Here is a 17954-nt window from a genome sequence, read left to right as displayed (position 1 = left end):
TTCGATGGTTCGATGATTAAGTCAGCCGTGAAAGCAATGTCCGCTGACCGAGCCGCCGCCTGGTGGATGCTGGCGCCCGCCCTCGCCTTTACGCTCACCCTTGCCGTCTATCCGGTCATCGCCTCATTCGTCCTAAGTCTCTATCGCATTATTCTGAGCATGCCGGCCTCGGGAGAACCGTTTGTGGGATTGGAGAACTACGGCGAGCTCCTCCGCGATCCCACGGCCCGCCAAGCCTTTCTCGTGACCGCGGGATTCGTCGCACTCTCCACCATACTGGAACTCATTCTCGGGCTCTGTATCGCCCTGGTCATCCACGCCCAATTTCCCGGCCGCGGATGGGTCCGGGCCGCCGCGTTGATACCGTGGGTAATCCCGACCGCGGTGGCATCGCAGATGTGGCGCAATATTTTCAACGATCAATACGGATTGGCCAATTTGCTCTTATTCGGCGACCGGGTCGCCGAGTACATACCCTGGTTCGCCTCCCCCGGCGTTGCGTTTCTGATCATGGTGCTGGCGGACGTGTGGAAAACCGCTTCGTTTGCCGCGCTGCTGATTTTGGCCGGACTCCAATTGATTCCCGATGAGCTGTACGAGGCGGCCCGGATCGACGGCGCCGGGCTCTGGCAAAGGTTTTGGCATATCACCCTTCCCCTGCTGCGTCCTGCGCTGCTCTTGGCCTTGCTGTTCCGCACCATGGACGCCTTCCGGGTGTTCGACCTCGCCTTCGTCATGACGCAGGGCGGACCGGGCGACGCAACACAGGTCTTGCAGCTTTATGGGTACAAGGCCATGTTCACGGAGGGCCGCATGGGCTATGGCAGCGCGGTCTCCGTCTCCGTGTTTCTGGCCATCTTCTGTCTCTCACTGCTGTATATCCGGGCGATCGGATCACGCCTTCTGGAGAGGACCGCCTGATGGCGCAACGGCTCTTGCTTGCCTGCGGCATTGTCTTGACGGTGGCCGGGAGCCTCGCGCCGTTTCTCTGGTTTGCGCTGACTTCATTCAAGACGCAAGCGGAAGTGGAAGCGGTGCCTCCGCTCTGGTGGCCGTCCGGCGGGTGGCACTTCTACCGGGTCGCCCTGTTCGATCATCATTTACTGGCCTATGTCGGCAACAGCCTGATCGTCGCGGGAAGCACCACGATTCTTGCCTTGACGATTGGAATTCCCGCCGCGTATGTGCTGGCGCGGGTAAAATTGCCAGGCAAATCCTGGATCCTGGGCGGACTCTTGACCGTCTCGATGTTTCCACAGATGGCGATCGCGGGGCCGGTGTGGCGCTTGCTCGCCGATGTGCGAGGGCTCAATACCCACTGGGGACTGGTACTGCCCTACGTCACGTTCAGCTTGCCGATCGTCGTCTGGATTCTCGCGTCGTTTTTTCGAGAGCTCCCGGCAGAACTGGAGGAAGCCGCGCGCGTGGACGGCTGTACGACCTGGCAGACACTGACCAAGATCATGCTGCCGCTCGCCGCGCCCGGCATCTTCACGGCCGCCATCTTGACGTTCATCTATGCCTGGAATGAATTTTTCTTCGCCCTCTTGATTCTGACTCAGCCCGGCAAGCAAACCTTGCCGCTCGGGATTGCGCTGTTTCAGGGAGAATTTACAATTCCGTGGGGAGAATTGGCTGCCGCGTCGGTATTGGCCACCCTGCCGCTCGTGCTGATGGTCCTGCTCTTCCAACGCTGGATCATCAGCGGCTTGTCCGCCGGCGCCGTGAAGGGATGATGAATGGCCGATCTTGAACTGCGCGCGATCTCAAAACGATTCGACGGCCACACGGTGCTCCACGACATCTCGCTCAAAGTGGCCGACGGCGCGTTCACCATTCTGCTGGGCCCATCCGGCTGCGGGAAATCGACGCTCCTTCGAGTCATCGCTGGCTTGGAGCCGCAAACCGCCGGGGAAGTCTTCATCGGCGGACGCTCGGTGGACGCGCTCTCGCCCGCGGACCGCGACATCGCCATGGTCTTTCAGCACTATGCCCTCTACCCGCACCTGTCGGTCCGCGAGAATCTGGCGTTTGGATTGGCGATGCGCAACACCCCGCGCAGCGTGATCGACGAACGGATCGCGGAAACGGCGCAATTGCTGGATATCCGGCCGCTGCTGGATCGCAAGCCGAAAGATTTGTCGGGGGGCCAGCGGCAACGGGTCGCCATGGGCCGGGCCATGGTGAGAAAACCGAAGCTTTTTCTCTTTGATGAACCCCTCTCGAACCTCGACGCGCAGCTTCGCACCAACACCAGGATCGAGCTCAAGAAATTGCAACAGCGGCTGGGCGTGACGATGGTGTATGTGACGCACGACCAAGTGGAGGCCATGACGCTCGGCGATGTCATCGTCGTGATGGAACAAGGCCGGATCCGGCAGGCAGATCCGCCGCATGAGACATACCTCCGGCCCGCAGACCCTTTTGTCGCGGGATTTATCGGCACGCCGCCCATGAATGTGTGGTCCGGCAGGCTTGATCGGCAGGCCGACGCATGGATCTTTCGCCGCGGCAGCCTGGAAGTTGTAGTCCCGTCGCACCAGACCGACGTGCCGCAGCACACGGGCGCCGACGTGATTCTAGGAGTGAGACCGGAAGACATTCGAATCGAGCCGACCGCCGAGGCGTCGGTTCACCTCGAGGCCACTATTGACGTAAGCGAGGATTTGGGTGCGGATCAGATTCTGCATTGTTCGGTCATGGGTGAGCCGATGATCGTGCGCGTGTCCCAGCAGCCTCCTATTCCCTCGGGCCGCCGGCTGTCTCTCTATATTCTTCCGGAGAAGTGGCATCTCTTTCATGAGAATAGGCGTGTGAATTAAGCACGCGGGCGTCCCTTCGACATACAACAAAAACGCCGGATCCTGGATGCTCTGGAGCAGACCGGCGTGACGGAGGGAAGCACGGGACCCCGGCGTCCCGCTCCACCTCTTGAAAAGCTCCCCACGACCCCGTAAGCTGCAACCAGATGAATTTTTAGTTTTTGAACGACAGCGACGGTCCGGGCACGATATCCTTTCAGCTATGGCGACCCAGCAACGGGACCTCTACGACATCTTAGGCCTTTCTCGTTCAGCCACAGTGGACGACATCAAAAAGGCCTATCGACGTCTCGCACGCCAATACCATCCCGATCTGCATACCGGCTCCCGCAAATCGGAGATGGAAAAGAAGTTTAAGGAATTAAATCAAGCCCATGAGGTCCTCTCAGACCCGGAGAAGCGGAAAAAGTACGATCAATACGGCCATAACTGGGAGCAGGCCGAAGCCTACGAAAAGGCGAGACAGCAGGCCGGGCAAGGCGCCGGCCCGGAAACCGGAGCCGACTTCAGCGATATTTTTGAAACGTTTTTTGGCGGACGCGGCCGCAGCCGTGGAACCGGCGCGCAGGGATTTGCGATCCAGGGCGAAGACCTCGAAACCGATGTCGAGTTGACTCTTCACGAGGTCCTCACCGGGATCACCAGACGGATTGACCTGTCCGAGCAAGTGGCCTGCAAGGCCTGTGGCGGCGGCGGCATGGTGCGCGGGCGCCCTTGTATCGTGTGTGGCGGCTCAGGCGTCCAAGTTGAAAAACGTTCGATCGAAGTCCGCATCCCCGCGGGCGTGCAAGACGGCACGCGGGTGCGAGTGGCGGGGAAAGGACACGCCGGCTTCAACGGCGGGAAACCGGGCGATTTGTATCTCAAGGTCCATATCGTTGCCGGCGGCATATTTCGCCTGCATGGGCAGGATTTGAGCGTGACACTCCCCATTTGGCCATGGGAAGCAGCCTTGGGTGCGGATGTCATGGCGCCGACCTTGACAGAGCCGGTTCGGGTGAAAATTCCTCCCGGGAGCAAAGCGGACAGCCGGCTCCGGCTCAAAGGCAAAGGTCTGCCGACCGCATCCGGTGGACATGGCGACCTCTTTCTTCGGCTGAAAATTGTGATGCCCTCGGCGATTTCCCAGGAAGATCGGGCGCTGTACGAACAGTTGGGACGCGCCCGCCATGCCGATCCCCGGGCCGACATTCTGGCAGCCGCGCGTCGCGCATGACGTCCACCCGGTGACCGCATCCCAGTGAAGCATGGACCTTCTCGAATACGGTCTTCTCGCCTTCAGCTCGCTCTTTGTCATTGTGGATCCGATTGCGGCGGTGCCCGCCTTTCTCGCCATGACTCCGCGGGACTCCGTGGCGCAACGCCTTCGTACGGCGAGGATGGCCTGTTTCGTCGTGGTCGGCTTCCTGGCAGGCTTCGCCTTTTTCGGTCAGACCATCTTTAAGCTGCTCGGCATCACGCTGCCGGCCATGCAAATCGCCGGCGGAATCGTGCTGTTGCTCGTCGCGCTCGATATGCTGCGAGCCCAACGGTCTACTGTACAAGAGACCGCCGCCGAAACCGCCGCGGGCCAGAGTAAGAATGATATCGCCATCACGCCGTTGGCCGTCCCCATGTTGGCCGGCCCGGCCGCCATCTCGACGGTTATTCTCTTGGAAGCCCAGGCGCGCACGCTGTTGCAGCGGGCCGTGCTGTTGGGATGCCTTGTACTCGTCGGTCTCGCGAGTTACATTATATTGGCGGTCGGCGCCACCGGCGCGAAATGGTTGAACCCGATCGCGGAAAAGATTTTTTCTCGGCTCATGGGCCTCTTGCTTGCCGCATTGGCGATCCAGTTCATGCTCAATGCGCTTAAGTCCGACAATAATGTGCTCGGTCGTTTGCTAGGACAGTAACGGATCTATCACAAGGAGGATGGAATGGCGATGAACAAGGTAGTCATGATGGCGGGAGCGTCTCTGTTGAGCTGTGCACTGGCTGTCGCGCCGGCCTGGGCCGACCCCGACAGAAGCTATGGCGGGCATGGCGAAAAGAGCTACGGCGGCCATGGCGACGGATACGGGCGGGGCGGCCATGGCGCGGGCGCGGCGATGATGGAAATGATGATGCACGGCGGTACCGGCCATCTCATCCGCCATCTTCTTAAACATGAGAAAGATATCGGACTGAGCGCCGATCAGGTGACGAAGCTGAAAGAGATGCAGCTCAACATGGATAAGACCCGCATTAAAATGGAAGCGGATATTCAAGTCACCGAGCGGGAACTCAAGGCGCTGATCGAAGACGAGAAATCCGACCTCGGAGCGATTGAATCCAAATTGAAACAGAGCCAGGAGAGCCAGATCGGCCTGCGGCTCGCCTCGATCAAGGCCAGGCGGGAAGTCCTTGCGCTGTTGACGCCCGAGCAGCGGACCAAGCAGCAGGCGGAGCATGACAAGGCGATGCAGCAACACAAGAGCATGGGATCGGAGCGGGGCATGGGCTCCGGCAAGGGCCATGGAAATCCGCATGGCGCGGCGCCGGCGAATCCTCATCAGAGTTCCAACTAAATTTTTTGCGGAGGTATCCTATGGCCATGAAATACCTGCTCCCGCTTGTCCTGTTGGCCTCGCTTGCCTTGCTGAGCACGCCGGCTTGGAGTGACAAGGGCAAGAAAGGAAAGAGAGTCAGCGTCGCCGAACTGGCAAAGGATGCCAAGATCACGATCGATCAGGCCATCAAAACCGGGGCCGAGAAGGTACCAGGCACCGTCGTTCAGGCCGAGTTGGAAAAGAAACACGGAAAGACCGTCTGGGAAGTCGAAGTGCTCGACAGCGACGGCAAGATCACCGAAATCCACATCGACGCGGGCACTGGAGAAGTCATCGACACCGAAGAGAAGCACGCCAAGCGCGGCAAGAAAAAACACTAGCCCTTCCCGTCCGGATCGGGCCAGGGCCCGGTCCGGATCATCTTTCAGATTCCTTGACCAGCCGTTCGCTCCTTCTTGCGCGAGAGAGATCGAAGCCGATACCAGTAGGATTGACCGGTTGATTCCCGGTATGCGACAGTGCAGCCCTTGCGCGGTTTGAAGGGCCGGACTTCCGGCACCCTATCGGCGTCGTCGTATTGTGGAGGCGTGCAATCATGGCAAGGAATATCAGGCTCACGAGTCACGAGTTGTTGGATGGTCCGGGACGCGCGCCGGCGCGCGCGATGTTGAAGGCGGTGGGCTTTACCGACGCGGATCTCGAACGTCCGCTGGTGGGCGTCGCCAACACCTGGATCGAGGTCATGCCGTGCAATTATCACCTGCGTCGCTTATCGGAACGGGTCAAAGCCGGCATCCGCGCGGCGGGCGGCACGCCGATCGAATACAACACGATCGCGGTCTCGGACGGCATTTCGATGGGAACGGAAGGCATGAAGGCCTCGTTGATCAGCCGTGAAGTGATCGCCGATTCCATCGAATTGGTGGCGCGCGGCCATCTCTTCGACGCGGTCGTGGCGCTCTCCGGTTGCGATAAGACGATTCCCGGCACCGTAATGGCGTTGGCCCGGCTCAATGTTCCGTCGCTCATGCTCTATGGGGGCTCGATCATGCCGGGCACGTTTCAAGGGCACGATGTGACGATCCAGGACGTGTTCGAGGCGGTAGGCAAACATGCGTCAGGCAAAATGACGAACGCCGAACTCAAGGATTTGGAGGACCATGCCTGTCCCGGCCCCGGGGCCTGCGGCGGCCAGTTCACGGCGAACACCATGGCGATCGCGTTCGAGTTTCTCGGCATTTCCCCGATGGGGCGAAACGGCGTGCCCGCGATGGATCAGCGGAAGGACGACGTGGCGTTCGAGTGCGGACAATTGGTTATGGACCTGTTGAAGGACGACATCCGGCCGCGCCAGATCATTACGAGAAAATCGATCGAAAACGCCATCGCCGCCGTCGCCACCACGGGAGGTTCGACTAACGCCGTGCTGCATCTGCTGGCCATTGCGCGCGAAGCCGGCGTGCGGCTCACGATCGATGATTTCGACAAGATCAATCGTAAGGTCCCGCTCTTGGCCGATCTGAAGCCCGGCGGGCGGTTCACAGCCGCGGATCTCTATGCGGCCGGAGGGACGACCTTGGTCGCCAAGCGGCTACTTGATGCCAAACTACTCCACCCCGACCAAATCACCGTGTCCGGCCGCACCATCGGCCAAGAGGCGAAAAACGCGACGGAGACCGCAGGTCAACAAGTGTTGCGCCCGCTCGCTACGCCGATCAAACCGACGGGTGGCTTGGTCATCCTCAAGGGCAATCTGGCGCCGGAGGGCTGTGTCGTGAAGGTCGCGGGCCATTCGATCCTGACATTTCGTGGGGCCGCGAAGGTTTATGATCGTGAAGAGGACGCCTTCGCCGCCGTCAAGGGAGGCCAGATCAAGGCCGGGGACGTGGTAGTCATTCGCTACGAAGGCCCGTCCGGCGGGCCGGGGATGCGGGAAATGCTCGGCGTGACCGCCGCAATCGTCGGCGCAGGACTGGGAGACTCGGTCGCGCTCCTCACCGACGGCCGATTCTCGGGAGCCACGCATGGGCTCATGGCCGGACATGTGGCGCCGGAAGCCGTCAAAGGCGGCCCGATCGCCGCGGTCAAAAACGGCGACGTCATCACGTTCGATATCCCCAAACGGCGCCTCGACGTTGAATTGAGCCAGAAGGAAATTTCGACGCGGTTGCGCAAGGTCAAGCATCCCGTTCCACGCTACACCTCCGGCGTGATGGGTAAATACGCCCGGCATGTCTCTTCCGCATCCGAAGGAGCGATCACGACGTAACGTCCAGCCGTTTTCTCGAAATACCGAGACTTGTTCGAGGAACCGGTTCGTTCTATGCTCGACGGACGAGGTCGGTCCATCGACACAATGATCGGATCGTCCGCCGGGATACATATGTTTGCGCCATCACGCTCGGCTTTCCATGCACTCCGCTGAGGGACAATCTAGTCCAATCCCTCGGACGACCCATCGCGTCGTCCGCTTGAACCTGGCCCGTCCGGAGCTCTACCTCAATCGCGAACTCAGCATACTCGAATTCAACCGCCGAGTTCTCGAGCGGGCGCAAGCTGCATCCGTGCCGCTGCTCGAACGGCTGAAGTTTCTCTGCATCGTCAGCTCGAATCTCGATGAGTTTTTTGAAATTCGTGTGGCGGCGTTGCAGGAACAATCCGCCCACACCGCCGATCATCCGGGACCGGACGGCCTCACGCCGAACGAACAATTGCACCGCATTGCGGAAACGGCGCATCGTCTCGTGCACCAGCAATACGTCATTCTGAATGATCAGCTGATTCCCGAGCTTGCCGAAGAACAGATCCGCTTTCTTCGACGCGCAGACTGGACGCCCGCGCAGTCCCGATGGATTCGCCGCTTCTTCACTCAGGAACTGCTGCCGCTCCTCAGCCCTCAGGGACTCGACCCGGCCCACCCCTTTCCCAAGGTGTTGAACAAGAGCCTGAATTTCGTGGTGTCGTTGGAAGGATCCGATGCCTTTGGACGCGTGAACGGCACTGCGGTGGTGCAGGTGCCCCGGCTGCTTCCGCGTGTCATTCATGTGCCGCCTCAGGTCACGAAGCGCCCGCATGATTTTGTCTTCCTCTCGTCGATCATTCACGCATACGTCCGTGATCTCTTTCCCGGCATGGAGGTCAGCGGCTGTTATCAGTTTCGGGTGACCCGCAACAGCAATCTCTTTGTCGATGAGGAAGCGGTGGAGGATTTGCGTCACGCCATGGAAGGCGAGCTGCCGTCGCGGCGTTTCGGCGACGAGGTCCGACTCGAAGTGGCGGACAATTGCCCGGGGGACATGGAGCAATTTCTCATGGAGGAATTCCAACTGTCCCGGCAGGATGTCTACCAGTGCAACGGGCCGGTCAACCTGCACCGCCTGATCACGATTCCGGATCTGGTCGATCGCCCCGATCTCAAGTATCGGCCGTTCACCTCCGCGCTTCCGAAACCGCTGCCGCAGCCGGACAACATGTTCGATACCATTCGCGCCGGCGACGTGCTGCTGCACCATCCCTTCCAATCATTCACGCCGGTGTTGGAATTCATCCGCCAGGCATCCGAAGATCCCCAGGTCTTGGCCATCAAACAGACCCTCTATCGGACGGGAACTGATTCCGATATCGTCAAATCGCTCGTGCAGGCCGCGCAAGCCGGCAAGGAAGTAACGGTGGTCATCGAGCTACGCGCGCGGTTCGATGAAGAAGCCAATATTGAACTCGCGCACGACCTGGAGGAAGCAGGGGCTCATGTGGTCTATGGAGTGGTGGGGCACAAAACGCACGCCAAGATGATTCTCGTCGTACGGCGCGAGGGCAAACAGCTTCGGCGATACTGTCACCTCGGCACCGGCAATTACCACGCGCGTAATGCGCGACTGTATACCGACTTCGGGTTGCTGACCTGCGATGCGCAGATCGGGGAGGATGTGCATAAGATTTTTCATCAGCTGACATCCCTTGGGCAGCCGGGAAAACTGAAACGGTTATTACAATCACCCTTCACTCTGCATAAGAGCTTGATCAAACAGATCGAACGGGAAGCGGCGCATGCCCGCAAAGGCAGGCCGGCCAGGATCATCGCGAAGATGAACGCGCTGCTGGAACCCCAAATCATTCAATCGCTGTACGCCGCCTCCCAGGCGGGAGTCAAAATCGATCTCATCGTCAGAGGAGCGTGCGCCCTGCGCCCGCAGGTTCGCGGCGTATCGGACCACATCCAAGTACGGTCGATCGTGGGACGGTTTTTGGAGCACAGCCGCATTTTTTATTTTTTTCACGGCGGGGATGAATTGGTGTATCTGTCGAGCGCCGACTGGATGGAAAGGAATTTCTTCCGGCGGATTGAAGTCGCCTTCCCGATCTTGGACAAGGAGCTCAAGCAGCGGGTTATTCAAGAAGGCCTGCTGATGTATTTGAGGGACAATATTCTCGCCTGGACGCTTCGAGAAGACGGCACGTATGCGCGCTGCCGCCCGCGTGGACGGAAACCGCGGATCGCCCAGGAGATATTGCTTCGAGAGCTGGCGACGGGCATTACCTGAGCGAGGTTTGGCGCCGATCGATGACGGGGGCCCATCCGGAATCGAATTCTCGACGGGCCTGGTTGAGGAATTCCGCCTCCGCCGCGGCGTCACGACTGGCCTTCACCGCCGTGACCGTGTGCACCGGAAAATAAGCGGGTGTCCCAATAACCCTCATATCTTCCATTACCTGCAGCAACGACTTGCCCCAAAAGACGTCAAAATAATGCTCTTGCGCGGGATCGATCGCGTGATCGTTCAGAATCATGGTGTCCGGACCCAGCTCGTACGCTCCCATAAATCCGATGCCCCCCGCGGGCACCGTGGTGTCGGTGCGTTTGATCATATCCTTTCCAAACAAATACACCGTGAGTTCTCTGGTCTTTCCATACCCTTTGACCGATTCACTGTAGCCGACGGCGGCGTACCGGCCGGGCGGCACATTCTGCACATAGACCGTCCCTCCTCCTCCTTCCCCCACCTGCGGGGCGACGACGCTGGTCGGAATCACTTTCGCGCCGTGATACAGGTCATCCTCACGTTCGATGCGGACCAAATACACTCGATTCTCCGTTCCGGACACCCACTTGCGCGATTTGATCGACAGGCCGATGGCGGCGCTGTTCGCCTCAATCGGCTTCGTGATGCGCACGGACGGAACGAATTCATTGGCCAAGAGTTGAAAGGGTTTCGGCGGCCGCTTGCCGGTACATCCCATCGACCCCAAGAACCCCAGAACGAGGACCAACACAACCCAACGATGCATGCCTTTCTCCTCTTTGATGACGCCGCGGCGGGCTATGTGCCAGTGTATGAATTTGTTCTATGAGACTTCAATGCCTGCCACGCGACCGGGAATGACACCCGCCCTCGTCGGGCGCGCCGAGGCGTACCTCTTTCCGGGTTCGTGACGAACCGTCATGAACAATGCGGGCTAGGGGGTGGGAACCGGGACGAGATCTCCGGCGGTGCTGCCTCGATGCTGGTTTTCCAGCGAGAGCCGCTTGAGCACCGACTTGGCACGTTCCTCCAGCCGCTCGGCTTCGGCGACCCGTTGTTTCCGTCGCAGAAGCGAGGCATAACTCTTTAGCGCTTTGACGTAAGCTTTTCGCTCCTGCCCGGCGGCCTTCTCAAAAATGCCCAGCGCCCGCCGGTAGAGTTCTTCTGATTGATCCAGGCGGTTCTGCGACTGATAGAGAATGGCCAGATTGTTCAATTCCATCGCCAATTGCGGATGTTCCGCCCCCAAGCGCTTTTCCCGAATGGCGAGCGACTGCTGGTAGAGCGGCTCCGCCTGTGAATACAGCCCCTGCGTCTCGTAGAGCTGCGCCAGATGACTCAACGCATCAGCCGTATCGAGATGATCCCCGCCCAGAGACCGTTTAAAAATATAGACGGCTCTCTGGTAGAGGACTTCCGCCTGTTGATATTGATTCTGAATCTGATACATCGCGCCCAGATTGATGAGATTTCTGGCGACAATCGGATGTTCGGGACCAAATGCCTTTTCATGAATGGCCAACGCGCGTTGATACAGCGGCATGGCCCTCGCATATTGTCCTTGCGCTTGGTAAAGCTGGGCTAAATTGTCCCGCGTAATGGCGGCCTGGCTATGTTCAGGACCCATAGTCCTTTCCAAAATTCCCAAGGCCCGCTGCAGAATAGGTTCTGCATCGGCGTACCGTCCCTGGTCCTGGTACACGACCGCGATATTGTTCAGGCTCTCCGCCGTTTTGGCATCTTCCGGTCCATAGACTTTTTCCCGAATCTCACGCGCGCGCTGATGGAGCGCCTCGGCCTGGGCATAGAGCCCTTGCATTCGATAAAGTTCGCCGAGATCGGTCAAGCTCGATGCCGTGTCGCCATGATTGGGGCCATAGATCGATTCACGGATAGAGAGGGCTTCTTGGAATAAGACTTCCGACTTCGCAAAGTTACCCAGGTCCCGGTTGACCTCGCCGAGTTGGCTCACGCTCTCCGCCAACCGCCGGCCCTTGGGATCTATTTTCTTCGCTTCATTGCGCGCAATGGTGAATTGTTCCTGCGCCTGGGTATATTCCCCCGCCCGCAAGGCGTCGTTTCCCCGCTCCATCGCCCGGCGCCATCCCTCATCCGCTGCGCAACCGGTCATGACCGCCACCAGCCCATATGTCATCACTGCACCAACCCAACGGTGTCGCACGTTCATGGTAATCCCTATTTGCGCGGGGTGAATGATTGTTGAAGCGCTCGCAGGCAGTCTACCGCACCCGAGCACGCAGCCACCAGTTAACTCCTCATGGCCCATGCAAATCAACTCTTTTCGCAGGATATTTATTAATTGAATGATTCGGGACCTTTACGTGAGGAGATTGACGGAAGGGCCGGCGGAGAGACGAAGACTCAGATCGGGGAACGGTCTGCTAGGTCTGGGGGAAGCACCGGGCCATACAGTCCGGGCACAAGCCGCCGTTGAACTCGATGGGCGACCGCTCGGCGATGAAAGCGGACAAATCATACCACTCGCCGGAAGCATCCGGCACACGTTTACACCAGGCGCAGAGATTAATCATCCCTTGTGGCTGTCCCAGATCGCGTGCCATTTCCAGCAGGGTCGTTGCCGAAATGTGCCGGTTGGGCGATGAGATTACGGCATGGAACACCAGCACCGATCCGATCACCGCTCCGAGTTCATTGACGACCGGCGCGGCGCTTCCACCGATCGATCGCCTTGCTCCGCTCTTGGTCAATAGGACCCTGTCTTCCAATCCGATGACCCGCATATCGGTCATGGCTTTCAACGAAGGATTGTCTGCACAATCGACCGTCGCGTTCGGTTCTAGTCCGGCCACCGTCGTCACGCTGACCCCCGCCGCCTCCGCCTGCGTCCACCCGGTCAAGGCCTCGGCGGCAGGATTGAGATATGTCACACGGGCATCCCGGTCGGTCGTCATGACTCCGTCGCCGAGACACCGGACCGTCGTCGCCAGCCACTGCAGGCCTTCATTCCTATGGCAAGCTTGACCGGCTCGATGCAAGGCCAGTTCAATCGTGGTCCGCAGTTCGGTCGGTTGATAAGGCTTGAGCATATATCCGGCCGGCGAGGTGACCTTGGCTCGTTCCAGCGTATGATCGTCCGCATAGGCCGTCAGATAGATGACCGGCACGTCATACTGCTTGCGAATCTGCTTGACGGTCTCCACCCCGTCCATTTTTCCCTTGAGTACGATATCCATGAGTATCAGATCCGGCTGTGACTCTCTGGTCTTCCGGATGGCTTCTTCTCCCGATGTTGCAGTAGCCGGCACACGGTAACCAAGACGCTGTAAGCTCACTTGAATATCTTTCGCGACGATCGGTTCGTCTTCCACGATGAGGATATTGGCTTGTGGCATGTTGATCAGACCCTTTCAGAATATTGAAGTTGTTGAAACCGGATCAGCCATTCGGTTCCTTGCCCGCTGAGCAGCTCTGTTTTCCCATCGAGTTTCTCGGCGAGCAGGCTCACCAACTCCAATCCCAATGAATCGGGATTATTGAGCACCCCGTCCTTCGGCAGGCCGATCCCATCATCGCTCACCCGCAATGTGAAGGTCCCGTCCAGATGATCGTGCAAGTCGATATGGACGCGGCCGCCGGTATCGTCGACAAACGCGTGTTTCAGACAATTCGAGACCAGTTCGTCGATGATCAGACCACAGGTCAAGCCGGTGTCGATATCGAATTCCACGTCATCGATATTCAATTCCAGGATGGTGACGTTTGGGTCGACGCCGTAGGAGCGGAACAAATGCCCGGTCAACGTTCTGATGTAATCGCCCATTTTGATCCGCGACAGATCGTTCGAGCGATGCAGCGTTTCGTGCAGCAGGGCGATCGACGTAATCCGCACTTGGCACTCTCGGAACAGCTGATTGACCACCGGATCCTTGATCGAGGCCGACTGGAGGTTGAGCAGGCTGGAAATGACTTGAAGGTTGTTCTTCACCCGATGGTGTACTTCGCGCAGCAGGCTTTCCTTCTCTTTCAACGTCCGGCGCAATTGATCTTCCATGTCCTTGCGCTCCGTCAAGTCCATGCAGGTTCCGATATACCCTCCCGAACGACCGTCTGATTCAAACAACGGAATGCCGGTATCGATGACCCATCGATATTCACCGTCGAGCCGGCGCAGGCGATATTCCATCGTAAACGGCTGTTGGGATCGGAAGGCCGCCAGATAGGACTCCCGGCAGCGTTCTAGATCATGAGGGTGGATGCCGGTAAACCAGTTGTCCCCGATTTCCTCTTGCTGCGTGCGGCCGGTAAATTCCAGCCACCGCTTATTGACGAACGTAATATGCGTATCGGGGCCCGCCATCCACACCATGACGGGAGCGGTGTCGGCCATCATGCGGAATCGCGCTTCGCTTTCCCGCAACGCCGCTTCGATCCGCTTACGTTCCGTGACGTCTCTGGCAATGGCCGACGCACCCATCACGCTGCCGTCGGCTTCCTTCACCGGAGAAATCGTCAGCGAGACATCGATGCGATCGCCGCTCTTTCGGCGCTGCACGGTTTCGACGTTGCGGACATGTTCGCCGCGCGCGATCCGATCCAGCATGGCTGGCACTTCGTCGAGTCTATTCGGCGGACAGAGAAGCGAAATCGACCGCCCGAGAACCTCATCGGCGGCATAGCCGTAAACGCGCTCCGCTCCGATATTCCAACTCTGGATGATGCCGTTCAGCGTCATGCCGACAATGGCGTCATCGGATGATTTCACGATAGCGGCGAGTTGAGATACTGCCTCGGCTCGTAGATCCTCCAACTCGCGATTGGCTTTTTCCAAATCCGCAGTCCGCTCATGCACCTGCTGCTCGATATCCTCATTCACCCGCCGCAGTTCGGCCTCGTCGCTTTGCCGTCGCATACAGAGGAACGTCGTGACCCAAATCACCATGAGTGCAAAGGCGCGATTGCCGACCGCCACCCAGCTGATCGTGGCCAAGGGCCCATGAAACAGATCCAGAATCGTCGAAAGGGAGGCGATCGCGGCGATGAACGGGGTGAGCCGGGGGTGGGGAATCCGGGAAGCAATGAGCACCGGAACGACATAGAGGGTCGTGATCGTCAGACCCAGAGGCAACCACCAATCAATGGCAAAGACCCCGGCGATGACGGCGAGCGCGATGCCGAGCACCGGATAGTATGTTCGACGGATCGACAACAACGATGTTCTTGATGGAGGCATTGTCATCATTTTGACGGCATATCTTGATCCTATGTAGAAGATGAGCAAGGGTCATGCCTCGTGGAAACCCTAGGGTGCTCGCTCATACGAGATTTGAAAGAGCGCTATGGTCACGGCCTCTGGATAGCATTTGATTCGTTCGTCTGATTCCATACTCGCCATTACGGACGAGAACAGGACCAAGCCGACGCTGTACATCTCTTCATTCAATCCCGTTCATACTTGAACGAGCTTCACGACACGTCGCCCGATCAAATTCATCAAGCACTTCAGCACAGTCCGAACTCTGTTGAAAGCGCGATGCCTGACGCTGGGGGGCGGTTTAGAACATTCCTTCTCTAGACCGGCACAGACCCGGGCCGGAACGCGCGACCTGAGAGAAGAAAACTATGTGCGGCCGGAAAGAAAAAATAGAACCGGTGCAATCTCACCCGCATAAGGACAATTTTGTCCAGGGGCAAGATCTGCCTAGTCCACAGAGAACTTCGGCGAGAACAAGACTAGGTTGGGTGCTATCGACGATAGAACTCGCCTATGCAGTGAACCACGTAAGCCAACTGATCATCTTTCAATTCGGCATAGATGGGCAGTGATAAGACTTCCGCCGCCGCCTGCTCGGAGACCGGGAATGCCCCCTTGCGATAGCCTAGACCCCGATAACAGTTCTGCAAATGCATCGGAAGCGGGTAGTACACTTCCGTCCCGACCCCCTTCTCCTTGAGGTATGCACGCAATTCATCTCGTTTGGCCACGCGGACCGTGTACTGATTGAATACATGGTGATTGGGCGGATCCACCGTCGGCAGCGTGACTCGGTCCAGCAGGTTTGCCTCCGCAAACAATTGTCCATACCGTAGGGCATTCCGGCGGCGCCCTTCCGCCCATTCATCCAAATGCTTCAACTTGACCAAAAGCACGGCCGCCTGAATGGCGTCCAGCCGGCTGTTAATGCCGACGGCTTCGTGCACGTACCGGACACGACTGCCATGCACTCGTAACATGGCAATCTCGTCGGCCAGCGCCTTATTGTTGGTCGTGACCATGCCGCCGTCACCGAAGCCGCCGAGATTCTTCGACGGAAAAAAACTGAAACAAGCCGCGTCTCCCAAGACTCCGGCGCGGGCGCCGTTGCGGGCGGCGCCGATGGCCTGACAGGCGTCCTCGATCACACCGATTGTGCGGCGTTTCGCAATCCCCATGATCCGCTCCATCTCGGCGCACTGTCCGAACAAATGCACCGGGATCACGGCCTTGGTCCGGGATGTGATCGCCGGCTCAATCAGACTTGGATCCATATTGAAGGTACCGGGCCGGATATCGACGAAGACCGGCTTGGCGCCCAGCCGCGAAATCGCGCCGGCCGTGGCAAAGAACGTAAAGGGAACGGTGATCACCTCATCCCCCGCCTTCACACCTAAAGCCATCAGCGAGAGCAGCAAGGCATCGCTCCCCGAAGCCACGCCGACTGCTGAACTACTTCCGGCATAGGCCGAGACGGCTTGTTCCAAGGCGACGACACGCGGCCCCAGGATAAAGCCTTGTTCATCACACGTCGCCTCGATCGCCGCCAGAATCTCTCTGCGGATCGCTTGATATTGCGTCTTCAGGTCAAGCAGAGGAATATTCATCATAATTGCGCTCCATGGTTGAGATGTCAGAATTTGTGATGACCGATGATTCCATGAGTCTGATCGGCGCGCCCGGACATGCTCCGTCCGCCCAGCCCCGCGATAAGCCGATCATACTCCGACTCGAGGCGCCGGAGCATCTCATAGATATCGAATTCAACGGGCAGACCCGCTGCCGCCCGCCGGCCCATGGCGGCCCGTAGGTCGCGGTCGTCCAGCAAGCGCTGCACTCGCTTGGCGACGCCGATCACATCGCCCGGTTCAACCAGATATCCGTTGGCACCGTCTTTGATGACTTCATCCGCTCCATCCACGCGCGTCCCGACAATCGGCACGCCGGCCGTCAGGGCCTCCAAATACACACGCGGCAACCCCTCCCATAAGGAGGTCAGAATGAAAACGTCCAGGCATCGCAGTATCTCCGGCACGTCATGACGCCAGCCGAGAAGTTTCACATGTTCCCTCAGGCCTTGGCAATCGATCTCCGCTTCAACGGCCGGGCGCAACTCCCCATCACCGACCAGGACGATCCCCAGATTGGGATGCGACGCACGCACCAGCGCCGCAGCCCGGATAAAATCCAACGGGGCTTTCTGAGGCTTCATAGGAGCGACCATGCCGATGAGCGGCTGCGCCGGATCCAATCCCAGCTCCCGCTTTTTGACGTCCGTATTCACGGCGGTCTTCCGGATTGCTTCGATATCGATCCCGCTGCGAATCACGGTGCAGTTCTTCCCCGCAAACAGCCGGCGCGCGACGCCCTCGCCGCGATTGGCCTCGGATACCGCAAAGAAACCCGTCGTGACACGAGCCGCCAGTCGCTCGGCTCCAATAAGCAGCAGGCGACGGAAGGGATGCTGGTATCGCGTAAATCCGAACCCATGGATCGAGTGAACGACCACCGGCACGCCTGCCGCCCACGCGGCAAGCCTCCCGATGATACCGGCCTTCGAACTATGTGTATGGACGATGGTCGGCTTGATCCGTCTGAGCAGTCTCACCAGCGAGATGAAGGCCAGCGCATCCTTGAGCGGGCGAATATGCCGACCCAACCGGGGCACATGGAACAACGCGTCGCCCATGAGGACGTGGGCCTCCTCATCCAGGATACCCGCCTCCCCGGTGATGAGAAATGTCCGAAAGCGGCTCTTGTCGAGATGGGAGACGGTAAAGAGCGTGTTCCGCTGCGCCCCGCCCAACTCCAATTTGGTGATGATATGGCAGACGGAAGGGATTGTCAC

The 17954-nt window shown here is 58.9% G+C and carries 15 protein-coding genes; 9 read left to right on the top strand and 6 right to left on the bottom strand.

Annotated features, from left to right (window positions below; genetic code table 11):
* The first annotated feature begins 12 nt into the window (after positions 1 to 12).
* The 9 genes from ACWGXE_RS05385 (at position 13) to ppk1 (ending at position 9894) form a co-directional block, all read left to right on the top strand.
* Positions 13 to 921 carry a carbohydrate ABC transporter permease gene (locus ACWGXE_RS05385; protein ID WP_447601926.1) on the top strand — a complete coding sequence of 303 codons (909 nt, stop codon included), beginning with the start codon at positions 13 to 15 and terminating at the stop codon, positions 919 to 921.
* Positions 921 to 1736 carry a carbohydrate ABC transporter permease gene (locus ACWGXE_RS05380; protein ID WP_447601925.1) on the top strand — a complete coding sequence of 272 codons (816 nt, stop codon included), beginning with the start codon at positions 921 to 923 and terminating at the stop codon, positions 1734 to 1736. The genes ACWGXE_RS05385 and ACWGXE_RS05380 overlap by 1 nt, the downstream gene beginning before the upstream one ends.
* A gap of 3 nt (positions 1737 to 1739) precedes the next feature.
* Positions 1740 to 2822 (top strand): ABC transporter ATP-binding protein, encoded by a 1083-nt coding sequence (locus ACWGXE_RS05375; RefSeq protein ID WP_447601923.1) that lies wholly within the window; start codon positions 1740 to 1742, stop codon positions 2820 to 2822.
* A gap of 202 nt (positions 2823 to 3024) precedes the next feature.
* Positions 3025 to 4038: a DnaJ C-terminal domain-containing protein gene (locus ACWGXE_RS05370; RefSeq protein WP_447601922.1), complete on the top strand. Its 1014-nt coding sequence runs from the start codon at positions 3025 to 3027 to the stop codon at positions 4036 to 4038.
* 31 nt (positions 4039 to 4069) lie between these two features.
* Positions 4070 to 4717 (top strand): MarC family protein, encoded by a 648-nt coding sequence (locus ACWGXE_RS05365; RefSeq protein WP_447601920.1) that lies wholly within the window; start codon positions 4070 to 4072, stop codon positions 4715 to 4717.
* A 24-nt stretch (positions 4718 to 4741) separates the two neighbouring features.
* Positions 4742 to 5371 (top strand): Spy/CpxP family protein refolding chaperone, encoded by a 630-nt coding sequence (locus tag ACWGXE_RS05360; RefSeq protein ID WP_447601918.1) that lies wholly within the window; start codon positions 4742 to 4744, stop codon positions 5369 to 5371.
* A gap of 20 nt (positions 5372 to 5391) precedes the next feature.
* On the top strand, positions 5392 to 5733 hold the full coding sequence (locus ACWGXE_RS05355; protein ID WP_447601917.1) for a PepSY domain-containing protein: 342 nt from the start codon (positions 5392 to 5394) through the stop codon (positions 5731 to 5733).
* Between the two features lie 215 nt (positions 5734 to 5948).
* Positions 5949 to 7622, top strand: coding sequence for a dihydroxy-acid dehydratase (gene ilvD / locus ACWGXE_RS05350; protein ID WP_447601915.1), 1674 nt, complete (start codon positions 5949 to 5951; stop codon positions 7620 to 7622).
* Positions 7623 to 7764: 142 nt separating this feature from the next.
* On the top strand, positions 7765 to 9894 hold the full coding sequence (gene ppk1 / locus ACWGXE_RS05345) for a polyphosphate kinase 1 (protein ID WP_447601913.1): 2130 nt from the start codon (positions 7765 to 7767) through the stop codon (positions 9892 to 9894).
* Here ppk1 and ACWGXE_RS05340 read toward each other — a convergent pair.
* The 6 genes from ACWGXE_RS05340 to ACWGXE_RS05315 all read right to left on the bottom strand — a co-directional run bounded on the left by ACWGXE_RS05340 (position 9887) and on the right by ACWGXE_RS05315 (position 17954).
* Positions 9887 to 10639 (bottom strand): hypothetical protein, encoded by a 753-nt coding sequence (locus ACWGXE_RS05340; protein ID WP_447601912.1) that lies wholly within the window; start codon positions 10637 to 10639, stop codon positions 9887 to 9889. The genes ppk1 and ACWGXE_RS05340 overlap by 8 nt on opposite strands.
* A gap of 168 nt (positions 10640 to 10807) precedes the next feature.
* Positions 10808 to 12061, bottom strand: coding sequence for a tetratricopeptide repeat protein (locus ACWGXE_RS05335; RefSeq protein ID WP_447601910.1), 1254 nt, complete (start codon positions 12059 to 12061; stop codon positions 10808 to 10810).
* A 214-nt stretch (positions 12062 to 12275) separates the two neighbouring features.
* Positions 12276 to 13247 carry a response regulator gene (locus tag ACWGXE_RS05330; RefSeq protein ID WP_447601908.1) on the bottom strand — a complete coding sequence of 324 codons (972 nt, stop codon included), beginning with the start codon at positions 13245 to 13247 and terminating at the stop codon, positions 12276 to 12278.
* A gap of 5 nt (positions 13248 to 13252) precedes the next feature.
* Positions 13253 to 15085, bottom strand: a complete 1833-nt coding sequence (locus ACWGXE_RS05325) for a PAS domain S-box protein (RefSeq protein ID WP_447601906.1) — start codon at positions 15083 to 15085, stop codon at positions 13253 to 13255.
* A 512-nt stretch (positions 15086 to 15597) separates the two neighbouring features.
* A complete protein-coding gene (locus tag ACWGXE_RS05320) occupies positions 15598 to 16716 on the bottom strand; it encodes a DegT/DnrJ/EryC1/StrS family aminotransferase (RefSeq protein WP_447601904.1) in 1119 nt (372 codons plus the stop codon).
* A 23-nt stretch (positions 16717 to 16739) separates the two neighbouring features.
* Positions 16740 to 17954 carry a glycosyltransferase family 4 protein gene (locus ACWGXE_RS05315; protein ID WP_447601902.1) on the bottom strand — a complete coding sequence of 405 codons (1215 nt, stop codon included), beginning with the start codon at positions 17952 to 17954 and terminating at the stop codon, positions 16740 to 16742.

Source organism: Nitrospira sp. Nam80 (assembly GCF_965152575.1).
This window is presented reverse-complemented; position numbering and strand designations above follow the sequence as displayed.

Coding starts and splice junctions, on each gene's coding strand:
- ACWGXE_RS05385 (WP_447601926.1), top strand. CDS start 13: ATGATTAAGTCAGCCGTGAAAGCAATGTCCGCTGACCGAGCCGCCGCC.
- ACWGXE_RS05380 (WP_447601925.1), top strand. CDS start 921: ATGGCGCAACGGCTCTTGCTTGCCTGCGGCATTGTCTTGACGGTGGCC.
- ACWGXE_RS05375 (WP_447601923.1), top strand. CDS start 1,740: ATGGCCGATCTTGAACTGCGCGCGATCTCAAAACGATTCGACGGCCAC.
- ACWGXE_RS05370 (WP_447601922.1), top strand. CDS start 3,025: ATGGCGACCCAGCAACGGGACCTCTACGACATCTTAGGCCTTTCTCGT.
- ACWGXE_RS05365 (WP_447601920.1), top strand. CDS start 4,070: ATGGACCTTCTCGAATACGGTCTTCTCGCCTTCAGCTCGCTCTTTGTC.
- ACWGXE_RS05360 (WP_447601918.1), top strand. CDS start 4,742: ATGGCGATGAACAAGGTAGTCATGATGGCGGGAGCGTCTCTGTTGAGC.
- ACWGXE_RS05355 (WP_447601917.1), top strand. CDS start 5,392: ATGGCCATGAAATACCTGCTCCCGCTTGTCCTGTTGGCCTCGCTTGCC.
- ilvD (WP_447601915.1), top strand. CDS start 5,949: ATGGCAAGGAATATCAGGCTCACGAGTCACGAGTTGTTGGATGGTCCG.
- ppk1 (WP_447601913.1), top strand. CDS start 7,765: ATGCACTCCGCTGAGGGACAATCTAGTCCAATCCCTCGGACGACCCAT.
- ACWGXE_RS05340 (WP_447601912.1), bottom strand. CDS start 10,639: ATGCATCGTTGGGTTGTGTTGGTCCTCGTTCTGGGGTTCTTGGGGTCG.
- ACWGXE_RS05335 (WP_447601910.1), bottom strand. CDS start 12,061: ATGAACGTGCGACACCGTTGGGTTGGTGCAGTGATGACATATGGGCTG.
- ACWGXE_RS05330 (WP_447601908.1), bottom strand. CDS start 13,247: ATGCCACAAGCCAATATCCTCATCGTGGAAGACGAACCGATCGTCGCG.
- ACWGXE_RS05325 (WP_447601906.1), bottom strand. CDS start 15,085: ATGCCTCCATCAAGAACATCGTTGTTGTCGATCCGTCGAACATACTAT.
- ACWGXE_RS05320 (WP_447601904.1), bottom strand. CDS start 16,716: ATGATGAATATTCCTCTGCTTGACCTGAAGACGCAATATCAAGCGATC.